The organism is Microbulbifer maximicatervae (SeqCode) (genome assembly GCF_052466985.1).
Map to the genome: position 1 here is coordinate 1,945,122 of NZ_CP174298.1, position 16,760 is coordinate 1,961,881.

Sequence of the window (16,760 nt, forward strand, 5' to 3'; positions counted from 1 at the left end):
GTTTCAATGAAAATCTCTCTCAGAAAACAACCTGGTAATTAATGGATGAAAAACGAAGACAAAAAAAATCCCGTACCAAGCGAATAGCAACTTGGCACGGGACTCTTAGATCAGCCCCCAATTAGGGCAAGCATGTTTTAAACGGATACAGGTTCGCTAATAGCCGCCTCTTTGCGTTTCTCTTTGGTTTCAGTTTCCCCGCCGATTACTTCGCTAGGTCTCACTTTGTGGAATACCGCATAGAACACAGGGATTGCAATCAGTGTCAACACCGTAGCAAATCCAAGCCCACCCATAATTGTCACCGCCATATCCGCAAAGAAAGCGTCGAATAGAAGCGGGGACATTCCTAAAATAGTAGTGACAGCGGCAAGGAATACCGGACGCAAACGGCTAACGCTGGCCCGCTGGATAGCTGTCAACCTCGGCAGGCCCGCATGGGTCTGGACCTCAATCTCATCCACCAATACCACGGCATTTTTAATCAACATACCAGACAAACTGAGGACACCGAGAAGAGACATAAATCCAAATGGTAATCCCGTCGCCAACAACCCGACAACAACACCGACGAGACACATAGGAACAACCAGCCAGATAATCACCGGCTCCCGAACAGTACCGAACAGCAGTATCGACACCAGGATCATAATCAGGAAGCCCAAGGGTAAACCTTTACCTAACGACTTCTGCGCATCGGTAGAACTTTCGTACTCACCACCGAATTCAATCTTGAAGCCAGGTGGCAACTTCATTTCTTCAACCCAGGGACGTATACGGCCAAAGGCTGACATTGCTGTAACACCTTCAGGCGCATCCGCACTGATGGTAATAGTCGGCACCCTGTTGCGTCTTTGAATCAATCCTTCATCAGCGGTTAACTCGAAATCAGTAATCAACTGTCCTGCCGGAATATATCCCTGCTCATTGGGGCTCCACACCAAGCGGTCTTCCAGTGAACCCACCTGATTGCGATCTCCCTCTGGCATACGGGCAACAATAGGGATAATACGGTCACCGCTTTCAAAGTCGCCAACGGTGTAACCCGCAGTGGCAAACTGAATCATACGGCTGACATCAGCATTGGTAACGCCGGCAACTCGCGCCCGCTCATCATCCAGATGTGCGTGCAGAGTAGGCTCTCTGCTGCGCCAGTTGTGACGAATATCTTCCAGTCCTTTTTCACGGAACTGCTGTTCTACACTGACTGCCAAGGTACGCAGTGTCTGGTAATCCGGACCTGAAATACGCACTTCAACATCCGATCCGCCACCGGGACCAAACACCAATCGCTTGAAAGTAATCAATGCTTCCGGCTGCGCTACACGCAACTTCGCCTTGGCGCTCTCAATCAACTGGGGGATTTGCTCCCGGTTTTCAGTGCGAACAATCAACTGGCCATAAGACGCATTGGGTGGCTCGGGAGCATAGGTCAGCATAAAGCGATCGGCTCCGCGACCAGCTACTGCCGTCACGGAGACAACTTCATCCTGTTCCTGGAAGAATGCAGTCGCTTCCTGAAGCGCCTTATCAGTACGATTAATATCACTGCCCTGAGGCATGAAATAGTTAACATAAAAAAGTGGAGCATTTGAATTGGGGAAGAACCCCTGCTTCACAAACCCGAAAGCAAAGTAGCTGACCAGAGTCACCACAATAAGTACTGCAATGGTCAGGCCCCTGCGCTTCAAAGCTCCTGATAGAGCACCGGAGTACATATTGTAGAAGCGGCCATCGTAAGGATCTTCCGAGTCGGCTTGCTTACCCGGCTTAAACAGGTGATAGCCCAAGTAAGGGGTAATAGTAATCGCCAGTATCCAGCTGAGTAACAGGGAGATACCAATTACCGCAAACAGGGAGAAAAGGAATTCGCCAGTAGCATCATCGGACAGACCGATACCGGAGAACGCCATAATACCGATAATGGTCGCGCCCAGCAGTGGCCAGAAAGTCTGGCAGACTACACGCCTGGCAGCACTCTTAGGCTCTTCTTTTCTCTGAACCCCCATCAGCATCCCTTCGGCAACCACAATGGCATTATCAACCAACATACCCATGGCGATAATCAGGGCACCGAGAGAGATCCGCTGCAAATTCAAGCCAAACAGGTTCATGATTAACACGGTGCCCAAAACGGTCAAACCGAGGACAGTGCCAACCACAACACCGGAACGCCAGCCCATAAATACACAAAGTACTAGAGTAACGATCACGACAGAAGAAACCAGGTTAAAGAGGAAACCGTCAACACTCTCCTCTACTACCTGGTGCTGCTCGTAGATAGGATGGATTTCTACACCCAGGGGCAATGCCTGTTTAATCTGCTCCAGCCTGGCCTCTACCGCCTTGCCAACGTTCACGATATTGGTATTTTCCGCACCGGCCACACCCAGCAGAATGGCCTGCTTGCCATCAAATCGGGCAATAAAGCTGGGGCTCTCATCGTAACCGAGAGAAATATCGGCGATATCACGGACGGCCAGCATCGCGGTAGAGCCGGGCACGCCGACGAGAATATTACGAATGGATTCCAGGTCACTCGCAGGATTATCGACCAGTATACGGGTACGTAAATCCTGGCCTCCAATCTCGCCGACTTTCTGGGTCGAACTTTCAGATTGCAGTACCTGCGCTAAGTCATCCAGGGAAAAACCAAACTGGGCCAGGCGGGACTCGTCAATATCCAGGTAAGCCACTTCGTCGATAATGCCTGAGCGGGAAACCTTGGCAACCCCCTCAACTCCCAGTAACTCCCGGCGAATTGCTTTGGTAATTTCACGCATTTCAGTCAGCGAAAACCCTTCTCCGGTAATCGCATAATAAATACCGTAAACCTCACCAAAGTCATCATTCACGATAGAGGGTAAAGCACCGCTGGGCAGATCACTTTGAGCATCGTTAACCTTGCGCCGCAATTCATCCCAAACCTGGGCAAGCTCCTGCGAGGCATACTGATCCTTGATTTCCACCCGAATTTCAGACATTCCCGGACTTGAGGTGGAAGAGACCTTGTCCAGCTGTCCCATTTGTTGGATGGCCACCTCAAGCTTTTCGGTGACCTCCTCTTCTACACGCTGGGCGCTGGCGCCTGGGTAGAAGGTGTAAACACGGGCTTCCTTGATCGTAAACGCAGGATCTTCCAGGCGGCCAATATCTGAAAGCCCCCAAAGACCACCGATTAAGCAAATCAACATCAATAGCCAGCTATAAACTGGCTTTTCTATAAATATGTCAGAAATCTTCACAACATTTTCCCTACTGTTAACAGGGCCAGAGCTAACACACTAATTAGTGCTGCGCGTAATTGCGTACTTTTGCACCGTCATAAAGATGCTGGCCGCCGGTAGCAACCAGTTTCATAGCGGGGCTAATGCCATCTTTAATCTGAACCGACTCACCATCAGTTCGCCCGAGGGTGACGGAAGCTTTGGAAACAGACTGGTCTGCATTAATTTGCCAAACATAGGGCTTACCTTCCGGGCCAGTCTGCACTGCTGAAAGGGGAACCCACAGGTCACCACTCGCTTTATTCAACTTCACACTAACGCGAGCGGTCATGCCGGGAAGGATCTGTACATTTTCGGGGCGGGGCATTCCAAACTCGACAACGTAAGTCTGGGTAACACTGTCTGCCTCAGCCTGGTGCTCACGGTAAGTAAGTGGGAACTCCTTGCCCGGCAAAAATTCAAATTCGGCGGTCATGGAGTTGACTTGCTCTTCATTAACCGTGGCCAACAGCTTTTCAGGCACGGAGATTTGAATTCGAACTTCAGAAATATTCTGCAAACGGACAATTGCCTGGCCGGCCTGGACGTTGGTGTAATTCTCTACCAGCTGGCGGGTCGCCAAAGCATCGAATGGAACCCTTAGCTGGGTATATGCCAGGTCCTGCTCAGCACGTTCCAGGGTAACTTTAGCCAAGTCAAAGTTACTTTTCGTTTCATCCAGCTGCTGCTGTGAAATAACTTTTGACCCTGCCAGAGAGCGCTGACGATTGAGGGTTTTTTCCAGCAACTCTACATTTAATCGGGCTTCTTTTACCCTGCGCAGGTAATCCCGCTGATCAAGTTCTGCAATCAGGGTTCCCTTTGGAATAATTTCACCCTCGCGAATTGTGAGCTTGTCCAGCTTCCCACCAACCTGGAAAGATAGATCGACACTCTGCACTGCCTTAACACGACCGGCAAACTGTCGATCTTTGACCTGGTCATTACTGGCAACGGTAGCTACTTTCACGGGCCAGACGTGCTCTGCTTGCGCTTGCTCCGTCTTCGATTCGGAGCATCCTGCCAGAACTGCAACTGCTGCGATCAAAACAGCCAATGAGAAACGCGATCTTGGCGATATATTCATATTCATCATCCACAAACTGTATTAACTGGGGCTGACCTTTAGTTCAGGTCGGCAGAGAGCGCCAGCAGACGTCCCTGTAAACGTTCAATAATCGGGTCTTCAGACTCAACCACACCGAGTACGCGACCCAGGAACATGCCCTGGGCCGCCAGGATTAGCAGTTCCGCCATTTCCGGGTCACGATACGCATCGCAGATATCGCGACGCTGCTGCTCCTCTTTGTCTTTTACCGGTCCCAGCAACATGGGGTCTTCGGCCACGGCGGCGATCAGTGAGCGAGGCAGCCCCTTGTCGTCCTCCATCAATTCAAAAATGCTCTTCAAGCGCGACACCAACAAGCTGTCCCCGGAGGACACAAAAGTGGCAACACTGTCATCTTCACGAGCTATTGCCGCCTCCAGCATCGCCTTCAGGAGTGACTGCTTAGTTCGAAAATGATGAATCAAACCGCCCTTGCTGAGCCCGCACTGTGCAGCCACCGCATCCAGGGTCAACTTGCGCGCCCCGCGATCCCGGACTACTTCTTCTGCTGCTCGGACAATGGCAGCTTTGTCGACTCTCGACACATGACCTCCTGGGCATCACCAATCAAAACCAACCGGTTGGTCGGTATCTTAGCGGCAACAATTCAAAGGTCAAGCTATGCTACGCTCCCTCACCAGAAAACATGGTTAAAAAGTGTTACGAGAGCGTTAAGTTCACGCTGGAGAGATGATTTATGACGGATCGGTACTGCCCCTGTGGATCGGGCAAGCCCCTTGATACCTGCTGCGGACTCTATTTGTCGGGAAAGGCTTACCCCAATAATGCAGAAGCGGTTATGCGCAGTCGCTATACGGCCTTTGCAACCGGAAATTTTCGGTACCTGAAAAAAACCTGGCATCCCGACACCTGCCCAGAACTGCAAGCTGAGGATATTGAAACCCAGTGGACACAATTGGAAGTTATTAAGAGCAAGGCGGGACTAAAAAAGTCGATTGTGGAATTTAAGGCTTGGTATACAGAAAATGACCAAGAACACCTGATTCACGAAATTTCACTATTTAAGTTATTTAAGAAGCGCTGGGTATATTTGGAAGCTCTACCCAACTGGCCTGATGGGAAATAGGCTAGCAGAAAACACGGCTAGTAAAGAGGCGATATCAAAGAAAAAATAGCAGCAAAAGCCTGAGGGCGGGAGTCGCACTCCCGCACCTCTTTACGTAGTTTCTGCTTGCTAGCGAAACGCCCCGAAGATTTTGCCCTTACGTGGGCACCGCCCTTTCTCATTAGCGGATTACGCGCAACGTAACTACGAATTTTTTCTTTCTTTTTCATAAAACTTCACCTTTTACTTTTAGTAGATCCACTCTTCCAAGTATCTTCTCACTCAAAACTTGTATTGATACCTCCATATTTACCCCTTGATACAAATTACCTGGCGTAGCGTGTGCACCACTCCCACAAGATCCGACTGGTTCTCCATCACCTGGTCAATATCCTTATAAGCAGCAGGAATCTCATCCAGAACACCCTTATCTTTACGGCATTGCACACCTCGAGTCTGATCTTCCAAGTCCTTTCTGGTAAAACGCTGGCGAGCCGCTGTACGACTCATTTTTCGACCAGCTCCGTGTGCACAGGAACAAAAAGATTCCTTATTGCCAAGCCCACGCACGATAAATGACTTAGCCCCCATAGAGCCGGGAATAATTCCCAACTGATCTCTCTGAGCACTAATAGCCCCTTTGCGAGTCACGAATACATCTCTATCAAAATGGCGCTCGCGAACAACATAATTGTGGTGGCAGTTAATTGCCTCTGTGGTCAAAGTAAACTTTGGCAAGCTTACCTTCAAGCATCCAAGCACAAGCTTCATCATTTCCTGCCTGTTCCAGCGCGCATATTCCTGCGCCCAATTAACCGCCTCAATATAATCGTCAAAATTCTGGCAGCCTTCTGAGAAATAGGCCAGATCCTTATCCGGAAGATTGTGCATATGCCCAGCCATATCCCGTCGGGCCAACTGGATAAAATGCTGACCAATAGCATTGCCAATCCCTCGACTCCCTGAATGCAACATCACCCAGACAGCACCACTCTCATCAATACAAACTTCGATAAAGTGATTGCCACCCCCTAATGTACCCATTTGGGTCACTCAGGTTTTTTGTGGCTGATGCAGTTTCTTCAGTAGCCCTGGATGCTTTGAAAACAATCTATCCACACCGGGAGCTAAAAGTTTGCAGGCAGATTCCCTGGCGCTGATCAGTTTATGTCGTCCCTGACCAACCGGCACTTTCACCTCAATGGCGTCCCGCAGTGCTTTCAGATTGTCTGGCAGCTGATGGGCATGTAGGGAAGTTCGCACCGCATTCATTCCACAACCAATATCCACCCCAACGGCAGCAGGAATTATCGCACTTACCGTTGGAATCACCGATCCTACCGTTGCCCCCTTTCCCAAATGCACATCCGGCATAGCAGCAACATGGGAGTGCACAATAGGAAGCTGGGCAATATTCTTTAACTGTTGCATTGCCTGGGGCTCAATATCATCGGTATAGATTTTTACCGGTACCGTGCCAGGCGGTGCATTTCGATTTAACACTGTTTTTACAGGCATATTTTATCCCTGGATTAATCCACTTAACTGAAACGGCAATCCAAGCTAAAACAAAAAAGCCCCGGCATTTGCCAGGGCTTTTGGAAGGTCTGGCTTGGAAAGCAATATCACTTTCCAAGCTCAAGCGCGTGAAAAGCAATTAAACAAATAAACTCTTGATATCTACATTTCGCATTTCACGGCTCCTTAGTGGTGCGATCCACTTCAAAAATACTGCCAATTAGAATGCTAACCTTGAAACTAGATCAGCAATGGAATTTAGGTGCAGTTTATTCTCATTTGGTACCATGTCAAGCCTGTTTTTTGCCTATCGATAAAAATTCTACCCTGAATTCACTAACCAACTTTTACTTTTCAACATAGCTTGAGGGCTCGCTATGCCATAAAATCGTGTTACCGAAATTACAGTCCAGTCGCCACACCCCCAAAATGACCACTCAAGAACCAACCATTCTCTTTGAAGACGACTACTTAATTGCCGCTTATAAACCAGAGGGGTGGCTTGTTCACAGATCAGAAATAGACCGCAATGAAAAGTGTGTACTTTTGCAATATTTGAGGGACCTATGTGGTAGCTTTCTTTATCCAGTACATCGACTGGATAAGCCTACCTCCGGTGTTATTATTTTTGCGAAAAGCAGCGAGATTGCTGCGCAGGTACAGCAGCAGCTGGAAAGTGATTTATCATCAAAAAAATATATTGCTGTATGTAGAGGGTATAGCCCGGAAGAAGGTGTCATTGACTATGCCCTCCCCCCTGTTGCCGACTTCAAACACCAGAGGAAGCGACCAAAAACGGACCTGCCGCGTCAGCAGGCTGTTACATTGTACCGACGCTTGGAGACTATTGAGCTACCTTATGAGGTTGACCGCTACCCAACCAGCCGGTATTCCCTAGTAGAAATCCAATTGAAAACAGGGCGGCGCCACCAAATAAGAAGGCATTTCAAGCATATCCACCACCCTCTAATTGGCTGCCCGAAATATGGAAAGTCAACCCATAATCGTTTCTTTGCCAACAGGCTCGAGTGCTCTCGACTGCTTTTGCATGCATCTGAGCTCAAGCTTGAACATCCGGTGAGCGGTTCTCAGCTGAAAATACAATGCGAAATACAGGGAAATTTCTTGCAATTAATTCAGCGATTTAAATGGAAACTTTAATTTATAAAGCCTCTGAGTTACTCAGAAACCCTCAAGCCTTACATAGTGCATGGGGCGACCTGCCCAGGATAGGAGCACAATGGCGCTGAATTAATAATTTCCGATGTACAGCAGGCTGAGCTTCCGCCATTTAATTGGCCGCACCCAGGGCCGCCACAGGCCCCACACGAGCTGGAACAGCAAGCTCCCGACCCATTGTATATTCCAGCTTTCTCATTTTCGCATACAGCCCCCTTAAGGCCATATATCTTTCTCCCTTGCTTCACTGAAATATTGTCAAAGTAGGCATAGACTTTTTTGGAGGGTGACCACAAAGCTGAACTACCGCCATGAAAAGTACTGAACTGAAATTTATCAATAGCTACCCTATCACTACCAGTCAGCCGTAACCCTTGTTCCTCTACAATTTTGTTGCCATTTATAAATAGCTCGATATATCCGTCAGCATTATTTGCACTGCTATTTAATTGCACAAACAACTCAATCCGATACCAAGTATCCCGCTCAAATCTAAAGCTGTCATTCCCTTGATACCCATCTCCACACCGAGCGACTCTATCCTGATGATAGGTATAGAGCCCGACCCTACCCTCCGCACCAAACTTAACCCGCACACTCCAACTCTTCGGATCAATAGGTACGCATCCTGAAGCCTGCCCCCCACCAGCAAGGCCGTGTAGCTTACCTCCCTTAACAAACTCGAAGTTCCGATGAAACTTCACATCGTAAGCGAGAGTTGCCGATGAAACAGATTTGGCTAATTGGGTTGATGTACTAATTCTCTCAGAACCCTTTTCATAAGGAATATACTGAGCTTCCAGAGCATACCCATCACCGGGCATTGGAATTAAATTTAAATGCTGATCATCAAACGTAGCCAGTGGCTGCAAATCAAAAGTTCTTCGCAACAAGGTAATATCGGTATATTTCATATAGGGAATCCCAACCCGATATCTACCAGAATTTGAAATTGCACTGAATCTACCTTGATTTGATGAAAACCCGTATACATAGATCTTCTTTCTTACAAACTTTTTCATTTCCTCATAATTCAAATAAAACTTGAATCCATGGGGAACGCCCTGGGTATCACATATATTGGCAATTCCCTTTGACGACTTCTGATCAGCTCTGGAAACTTTTAATGGAAACCCGCTTCTACTGTCTCCACCTAGATAAAGGCCAACAGAAACTGACTTGAATACTCCTTTCTGACACGCCCACCCAGAAACAACCAAGCCTCCCCCCAAATATTCAACCCGATCAACCCTACCGATCATCTGGGCGAAATCCTGATTACCTGTACTAAATGAAAAAAGAGTCACGAGTAAAAACACAGAAAACATCTTGAATAATACCCGACAGCATTGACATCACTATTAAATATAGAAGCTACTTGTTCGGATGAGTGAGGGCACACACAGCCCGAGAAAATCATAAGAAAGCGCGAAATTAAATGCTAAAGGCTTCCGCCGTCTTGGCGGAACAATATTGGATTTAAGGGCGTTTAACGCCCTTTAGAAACTTGATGCAAAAACATTCACTGAGATGAAAGGCGGTAGTCACGCCAATAAGGGGCGCAGAAACTAAAGTTAGTGTTCAGAATTACCGTGAGAAGCCTCTTCCTGAGATTTACTGCGAATCCCAAATAGCCCCTTGCGCTCAGTTTTACCTTCCGGCTCCGGCTGTAGAAAACTGCGCAATTTATCTTTTTCCCACATGGCATCCTGATAGCCGAGATCGATAAGTTCTTCGATATATGGCCTTTCAAATAATAGATAACTGGCTGCGGAAACACCGCCACCGGGATTGGTCGCACCCGTTGAGCGGAACAACCAGCGTAGCGCCGAGGGGAGGTGACCAAGTTTTCTGCCACTAAGACGCCCTAAACTCTGCGAGGGCTCAATAACAACCGACTCTACCGAACGCAACAATTTCAAATCCGTGTGATCTGTTGGATCCACATAGTCAAGTAACATATTTACTCGATCCAGATGCTCCAAGTCTGCCTCCAAGCTATCGATAAATGCGGCATTGAATAACTGAGCAGCTATTTGCGCCATCGAAGGGGACTCCATCTGCGCAGGACTGTTGCGACTCCCCCAATGGGCTGGAGAACGGTTGTCCGACACACCCACCACAAAGACACGCTTGGCACCGAGATGCAGAGCCGGGCTAATCGGGGCCATCAGACGAATGGCACCATCGCAAAAATAAACTCCATCCAATTTGACCGCCGGGAAAATGGCAGGAATTGCTGCTGACGCCAATAGGTGGTCCGAGGTTAATTGAGTAGGCACTCCAAAGCGACGAAACCTCTGCCATCCTTTAACATTCTCCGCTCCCTGAAAAAAGCTGACGGACTGCCCTTCACTATAAGAAAGCGCATTAACACTTGTGGCATGCAAATGCCCAGCCGAAATATTTTTTTGAATATTGTCAAAGTTTATCTCGCGCTCAACCAAGCTGCGTAACGGACTGTTATCCAGGAGTGCCAAAGGTTTTTGTCTACCCACACCTTGGTTCAAGAGCGAACGACTGATAGAAAACAGGTTTCCAAGTAAACTACGCCAACTGGTGCGATAAACTTGCTCAACACTAAGCTGCAACCAAACTGAGCACATTCTGTCGACAGCTTCTTTAAAGGTGCCTGTATGAGAGGCGAGAAGCATCGCGTTCATCGCTCCTGCAGAGGTGCCACAGATTATTTGAAAGGGCCGAGGATTATCTTCTGGCACCAGTTCCGCAAGCGCCCTTAAAACACCTGCTTGATAAGCAGCACGCGCACCGCCCCCAGAGAGAACCAGAGCGTTACGCTGGCCAGGTTTGTTACTTTCACTGTTACTTGTCGACAAAGTTTTCTTCCAATACAACAAGCCCGCAAACAACAGAGTCCGCTTAAAGGCTATTGAGAAAAAAGCCCATATACAACTCAGATTCAGAGTTGTCGGGGATATTTGGTAAGATAAATAGAATCTTTTAAGTGTACTTATTATTCTAAATCGATAGATCTATTAGAGAGCCATATCTACAACGTAACGACCTATTCCATGCCCTCTATTTAAGCGCGCAAGAAACTCTGGAGCCTGATCAAGGCTAATATTCTCCGCAATACTGTCGAGCTTATCGCCGATATACCACTCACTGGCCAACCGCTTCCATACTTCTGCCTTCTTTTCTATTGGCAAAACAGCGCTATCCACACCCAACAAACTAATACCGCGCAAGATAAATGGAAACACATTGGCGTGAAATTGAGCACCTGAAGCCATACCACAAGCAGCCACTCCGCCGCCGTAGCGCAGGGATTTAATGACATTAAAAAGCGTTTCCCCGCCCACAGTATCTACAGCCCAAGCCCACAATGGCTTGGCCATCGCTTTATTGGCAAAAGGGGCCAGCGTATCCCGGTCGAGAACCTTCCATGCGCCCAATCTCGCCAAATAATCAGCAGACTCCAACTTTCCCGTCACTGCTGCGACACGAAAGCCTAGCTTCGCCAGCAAGGCGACGGCAACAGAGCCGACGCCCCCGGTTGAACCTGTTACCAGAATCTCTCCATCCTCAGGAGATGCGCCGGACTCCAGGAGCTTTTCAACACAAAGTGCGGCGGTAAAACCCGCCGTACCCAGTGCCATAGACTCCCAAGCTGTTAGGCCCTCGGGGACTGGCAAGGCCCATTGCGGAGGAACGGCAATACGCTCTGCAAGTCCACCAGAAGTATTCATGCCCAAATCGTAGCCATTGACCAATAATTCGGCACCAGGTTGAAACATCTTGCTCCGATCGAACAGCACTTTGCCCACCGCATCAATACCCGGGGTATGGGGGTAGGTATTAGTAATCCCACGATTGCCAAACGCAGATAAAGAATCTTTGAAATTCAAGGATGAATAACTTACGGCCAACAGCAAGGGGTTATCGGGAAGCTCAGAAACCTGACGCTCAACAACAGACTGGTCAAACTTTCCCGAAGCTACTTCGGCAACCTGAATTGCCCGAAATTTTTCATCCCTATCTATTTCCATGGGGTGTATCCCGCAACACTATCAACCTGTAGCGTTACAACTATTGAGCCTGATGACGCAGAGCCGCCAGCCGTGAAAAGAGACGAGTGACCGCCGATTCCACACCGGCTTCTGCCGCCAACCCTATTTTCTTAGCTATATTTTTCCGTTCTTTGAATTCCACCTGATATAAGTCGCAGTCCTTAGCACAACTGGTCAAGTATTCATCTGATGTTTTCAGTTCATCGACCAGTCCCAAGGATAGAGCTTTTTGCCCGAACCAAACCTCGCCCGTGGCAACTTTGTCGACGTCAAGTTTTTGACGGTACTCCCCGACAAAGTGCTGAAACAGAATATGGATCTCATCTAAATCCTCTTGGAACTTCTGTTTACCTTCCTCAGTATTTTCACCAAACATGGTTACAGTGCGCTTGTACTGACCCGCAGTAAACAGTTCGTAATCGATATCATTGCGCTTCAGCAGGCGGTTAAAGTTCGGCATCTGAGCTAAAACACCAATAGAGCCCAACATCGCAAAGGGTGCTGCCAGAATACGGTCTGCAACACAGGCCATCATATAGCCCCCACTGGCAGCTACTTTATCGACAGCAATAGTCAAATGGATACCTGCACTGCGAATCCTGGTTAACTGACTGGCGGCCAAACCATAGTTCGCCACCATGCCCCCAGGGCTTTCAAGACAAAGAAGAACTTCATCTCCGGACTCTGCCACTTGAAGAATGGCCGTCACCTCTTCACGCAAATGGGAAAGCGCACTCGCCTTGATATCCCCATTAAATTGCATAACAAAGACACGCTTGCGCTCGGAGACCAACTCCCCTTTTATACTCTTGGACTCATGCTCTCCTTCCTCTTTAGCAACGTCGGAAGAAGTAGCAGCACTTTTTTCAGGTTGCTTTTTGCTCTCAGCTTTATGTTTTTTAGCCAGGGCTTTTTCCTGAGTCTTCTTTTCTTTCGCCATTTGCTTTTTACGACGGGCGAATTCGTGCTTATCCATCACAGCTTCAAGCAGTGTTTCTTTAAACTGCTCATAGCGATCATTCAAATGTGTAACTGTGATATGCCCCTGAACACGCTCTTTCAGCTGCTCTCGATTTGCAAAAATAAAACCTATCAACACCATTAAGGCCACGACAACCGTAACAATTTTGGCTAGAAAAAGGCCGTATTCAATTAAAAATTCCACTTAGACTCCATTTTCCGTCTTAACTAATTTTTATTTAGCTTCAGTATTTTACTGCCAACCTTCCAGGGCGGAAGTTGCTCGCTGATTAAGAGGGCGAGCCAACAAACCGCTGTGGCTAATACGCACCTCGTAAACCGCACCGTCCTCCATAGGCAGAAATGTGGCACTGCCATATACCGCATCAACAAAGGGCAACTTGCGATCAACACCGCGTACAAACTGCCAAACATCCACGCCATAGTTCGCCCCCTCTATTTCATGGACAGAACGCTCGCGAGCTCGCTCATCCTGTAGCGTGAGATAGCGACCACTCAACCTGTCCAGACGATAAGCGGGCTTAATTCCCCAGCGGGCTAATGGACCCTGCCACTTGAGCATTCGGGCATCCAACTGCCACTGATCCCCAAGCAGTTCAAACTTTTGCGCTATACCATCCGCATCAGAAAACTTGACTTCAAATTGCTGCTCGGCAATTTTTCGAAACGAAACAATGCCAACACTGTGCTCTTCAGCCAGGTTTCTATAGCTGTAAACATCTGCAGCAATCAGAACAATCCAAAGAGCAGTTGCAAAAAGAAAAAGACCGGCGGAACCACGTATAAACCCCAGGAACCAATTTCCCGATAGCAGGACTCGCGCCCCCCAAAACACAAACAACAACGCCAGGATGGCAATAGTAAAGGTAATCGCTATATACATTATGATTTCTACTCCCTGATACTGCGCAACATCTTTAAACCAACCTTACGGGCGGTTCTTCGCCGCAGCCTTTTCGACAAAAGTGTGGATCAAGCGGCCGGACAGGGTTTGTATGGGCGGTATAGCTGGCAATGAGCTGTAGTGGAACCAGTCTGCCTCTTCTATCTCATTGGGGTCCAAGCACAATCCCCCACCTTGCCACTCCGCCAAATACCCGATCATCAACTGCCCGGGAAAAGGCCAGGACTGGCTCCCCACATACTCCAGGGCACCCACTTTGAGCCCCACTTCCTCATAGACTTCACGCACCAGCGCTTGCTCTGCACTCTCACCGGGCTCTATAAACCCAGCGAGGGCCGTATAAGTTGCATTTCGACGCGAGGCGTGACGAGCCAAGAGACACTCATCTCCCCGGGTAACAAGCATAATTACACAGGGGGAGATTCTGGGGTAGACAGTAAGATCACAAGCCGGGCAGGTGCGAGCGCGATCATTAGAGTGATAGATGGTGGGAGTGCCACAACGACCGCAAAATCGATGCTGGCTATCCCAATGGGAAATCTGTAGCGCCCGCCCAGCCAATGCAAACATCGGCTCCTCAACCAAAGTCAGCAGGCTGCGCAGGTTTCGCCATTCATAGCCGGCAATTTCAACCTGGCGAGACAAAACGTGGACACCACACGCCCGCCCACTTAACTCTCCCAAGTAGTGGCTGGATTGAACAGCCTCCGCTACCAACACCTGGGCGTCGTGGAGGAAAAAATCTCCTCGGCAGAGAATCAGCCCATCAGCAATCAGGATATGCTGGGAAAATTCCGGGACTGCCCACACATTACCCGCTGGGACAAACTTATCTACCAAGGAGACCTCCTTAATTATGCGGCCTCAACGGGATAACCCAGAGCAGTCAAGCTTTCGATAGCGAGACTGAGGGATTGAATATCTGCTTGCCTATGCAGCTTTACCTCTCCCAGATAATACTCAAGGCTGATAATCGCATCGGCAAAAATATGCAAAGATTGCTCTACTTCAGGACCGGCATCATGGCGGTCGATAACAGTCTCAACAAAGTTCAGCAAGCCTTCAACTACGGCCGCCGCTCTACTTAAGTTGAGAACGATCAAGCCTCCGCGCACTGAGTTCAAAGTAGTGGAAACATTGCGAATATGGCCATGATCAAAGTCGGACTCTGCATAGGCCGCCAGCGCTCTCTTAATCAACGCCAAACCGGCTTCTGCCTCTTTCAGTACAGCCACTTCCGCTTCTGCCAACTGGCTGTGCTCAAAGGCAATATCCGCATGACCGTATTCATCCAGATCAATAGAAGTACTCTGCTTGAGCGCTGTTACCGTGCTATCGACCATCAACACCTGGCCTGTCAGTTTCTGCAGTGCGCTGTCCGCTATGGAACCACCCGCGCCGGAGGCACTCTGGTATTCCGCAACTGCGCTGCGCAGGCTCTCTCCAACCCGCTTGAAGTTGAGCATCTGCAAGGTACCGGCCACTCTCTGTAGAGAAGAAGCGAGGCCATCTTCTGCATCCAAGGTAGTAGTACCAATTAACTCAGCGTCATCCAACATCCGGCGCACACTGGACAACTCCTCCTCTAAGGCGTTAGCAACTGCGGTAATTGCCGTGGCGCCGGGGCCTCCAAGGGTGGCTCGCTCCCGCTCTAATTCCTCTTCACTGTAATCAAGTGGCTCTGCGGAGAAGGCCTCCAGCAACTTGCCACCAAAGCCCTCGGGCTTGGAAAGAGTCAGCCAATAGAGGCACTCTTTCAGCAAAATCGGTGGCGCAGGCTGATCTAAAGCTGTATCACACTCTTTTTGTAATGCTCGCAGCCAGCGATCAAACATACTGAAAACCATCACCCGGGATCGACTGATGCGCATTTCCTGGGAGGCCATGCCTGCAAGTGCCGCCCCTGCTACCACCCATAAACGCCCATTTGGGCGCCCCATGGTGATGCTTGCGATTCTCTCAAGGGCGCGAGACATCATCGTGTACGCTGGGCCCCGAGGTTTACCTCGCAACAGAGCCAACAAACCAACCTGGTACATATGGCGGAATCGGCGAACAAAACTATTCAAGTCTTCCGACATTACCGCAGAAGCCCCTGCACCAGGCACAGCCCCCTCCAAGTTACAACGGAAAAAATGACTTTCCGGCACAGGGGGCTGAGACCGGGCCGCACGCAAATTATTGATATAGGGAATCAGCAATTCTGGACGGGCAATGGCACGACTTTGGACAAAATCCAAGTAGCGTCCCATTACGTAAAAACCTGTGCCCAGCGCTTCCATCAGTTCTTCTGAGGCGCTCTGTCTCTCCTCTAACACCTCTGTAAGCGCTTTGATTTTCTCTTGGGCGAGGAGCTCAGCTGCCTGGAGCTGCACCATCTGCAATACTCCACTAACCTGCCTGAGTGCAGCCAAACTCTGTTCGAGAGCCTGCTTTTGGGAAGTATCCGCGGCAAATTTATCCAAGTGTGAGGCGGCATTATCGATGGTAGCTACCAGCTCATCCTTCACTACATTGACAGAAGTGATATTGATCTTGCGCAATTCAGTCTTTGGCTGCACCGCTGCATTCTTCCTATAATCGAACAAAAAACAACCAGATCAGGATGATTCTGGCCTCATTAAGGGCAATTTACCCCAATAAATAAAAGAGTCCACCTTTCGCCAAACAATTTCTACCGAATGATCGACAAATAACCTAGCGGCGG

13 protein-coding genes and 1 pseudogene are annotated in these 16,760 nt (G+C 48.9%); 2 read left to right on the forward strand and 12 right to left on the reverse strand.

From position 1 onward, the window contains the following. Positions 1–137: 137 nt before the first annotated feature. From ACJJI3_RS08400 to ACJJI3_RS08410, 3 genes are read right to left on the reverse strand one after another with little or no spacing between them, the layout of a single operon-like run. On the reverse strand, positions 138–3,245 hold the full coding sequence (locus tag ACJJI3_RS08400) for an efflux RND transporter permease subunit (RefSeq protein WP_444942143.1): 3,108 nt from the start codon (positions 3,243–3,245) through the stop codon (positions 138–140). Positions 3,246–3,288: 43 nt separating this feature from the next. Continuing rightward, a complete protein-coding gene (locus ACJJI3_RS08405) occupies positions 3,289–4,353 on the reverse strand; it encodes an efflux RND transporter periplasmic adaptor subunit (protein ID WP_282933408.1) in 1,065 nt (354 codons plus the stop codon). Between the two features lie 38 nt (positions 4,354–4,391). Beyond that, positions 4,392–4,919 carry a TetR/AcrR family transcriptional regulator gene (locus tag ACJJI3_RS08410; RefSeq protein WP_282933409.1) on the reverse strand — a complete coding sequence of 176 codons (528 nt, stop codon included), beginning with the start codon at positions 4,917–4,919 and terminating at the stop codon, positions 4,392–4,394. A gap of 152 nt (positions 4,920–5,071) precedes the next feature. Here ACJJI3_RS08410 and ACJJI3_RS08415 point away from each other — a divergent pair, with 152 nt between their 5' ends. Next, positions 5,072–5,461: a YchJ family protein gene (locus ACJJI3_RS08415; RefSeq protein WP_282933410.1), complete on the forward strand. Its 390-nt coding sequence runs from the start codon at positions 5,072–5,074 to the stop codon at positions 5,459–5,461. 17 nt (positions 5,462–5,478) lie between these two features. Here ACJJI3_RS08415 and ACJJI3_RS08420 read toward each other — a convergent pair whose 3' ends face one another. Both ACJJI3_RS08420 and ACJJI3_RS08425 read right to left on the reverse strand, forming a co-directional pair. Beyond that, on the reverse strand, positions 5,479–5,670 hold the full coding sequence (locus ACJJI3_RS08420; protein WP_444942144.1) for a hypothetical protein: 192 nt from the start codon (positions 5,668–5,670) through the stop codon (positions 5,479–5,481). 79 nt (positions 5,671–5,749) lie between these two features. Next, a pseudogene (locus ACJJI3_RS08425) lies at positions 5,750–6,958 on the reverse strand (RtcB family protein). Positions 6,959–7,348: 390 nt separating this feature from the next. Here ACJJI3_RS08425 and ACJJI3_RS08430 point away from each other — a divergent pair. After that, the gene (locus ACJJI3_RS08430; protein WP_444942145.1) at positions 7,349–8,119 is read left to right on the forward strand and encodes a pseudouridine synthase; all 771 of its coding nucleotides are present in this window, start codon (positions 7,349–7,351) and stop codon (positions 8,117–8,119) included. Positions 8,120–8,157: 38 nt separating this feature from the next. Here ACJJI3_RS08430 and ACJJI3_RS08435 read toward each other — a convergent pair whose 3' ends face one another. The 7 genes from ACJJI3_RS08435 to ACJJI3_RS08465 all read right to left on the reverse strand — a co-directional run bounded on the left by ACJJI3_RS08435 (position 8,158) and on the right by ACJJI3_RS08465 (position 16,614). After that, positions 8,158–9,051, reverse strand: coding sequence for a polysaccharide lyase (locus tag ACJJI3_RS08435; RefSeq protein ID WP_444942146.1), 894 nt, complete (start codon positions 9,049–9,051; stop codon positions 8,158–8,160). Positions 9,052–9,711: 660 nt separating this feature from the next. Next, positions 9,712–10,974: a patatin-like phospholipase family protein gene (locus ACJJI3_RS08440; RefSeq protein ID WP_444894314.1), complete on the reverse strand. Its 1,263-nt coding sequence runs from the start codon at positions 10,972–10,974 to the stop codon at positions 9,712–9,714. A gap of 159 nt (positions 10,975–11,133) precedes the next feature. Further along, positions 11,134–12,147, reverse strand: coding sequence for a YhdH/YhfP family quinone oxidoreductase (locus tag ACJJI3_RS08445; RefSeq protein WP_444942147.1), 1,014 nt, complete (start codon positions 12,145–12,147; stop codon positions 11,134–11,136). A 40-nt stretch (positions 12,148–12,187) separates the two neighbouring features. Beyond that, positions 12,188–13,333 (reverse strand): protease SohB, encoded by a 1,146-nt coding sequence (gene sohB, locus ACJJI3_RS08450; RefSeq protein ID WP_282933417.1) that lies wholly within the window; start codon positions 13,331–13,333, stop codon positions 12,188–12,190. Positions 13,334–13,381: 48 nt separating this feature from the next. Further along, on the reverse strand, positions 13,382–14,032 hold the full coding sequence (locus ACJJI3_RS08455) for a cation/multidrug efflux pump (RefSeq protein WP_444942148.1): 651 nt from the start codon (positions 14,030–14,032) through the stop codon (positions 13,382–13,384). Positions 14,033–14,077: 45 nt separating this feature from the next. Further along, on the reverse strand, positions 14,078–14,893 hold the full coding sequence (gene nudC / locus ACJJI3_RS08460) for an NAD(+) diphosphatase (RefSeq protein ID WP_444916693.1): 816 nt from the start codon (positions 14,891–14,893) through the stop codon (positions 14,078–14,080). Between the two features lie 14 nt (positions 14,894–14,907). Beyond that, entirely contained in the window at positions 14,908–16,614 is a 1,707-nt protein-coding gene (locus tag ACJJI3_RS08465) for a FimL-related protein (protein ID WP_444942149.1), read from the reverse strand. Between the last annotated feature and the right edge of the window lie 146 nt (positions 16,615–16,760).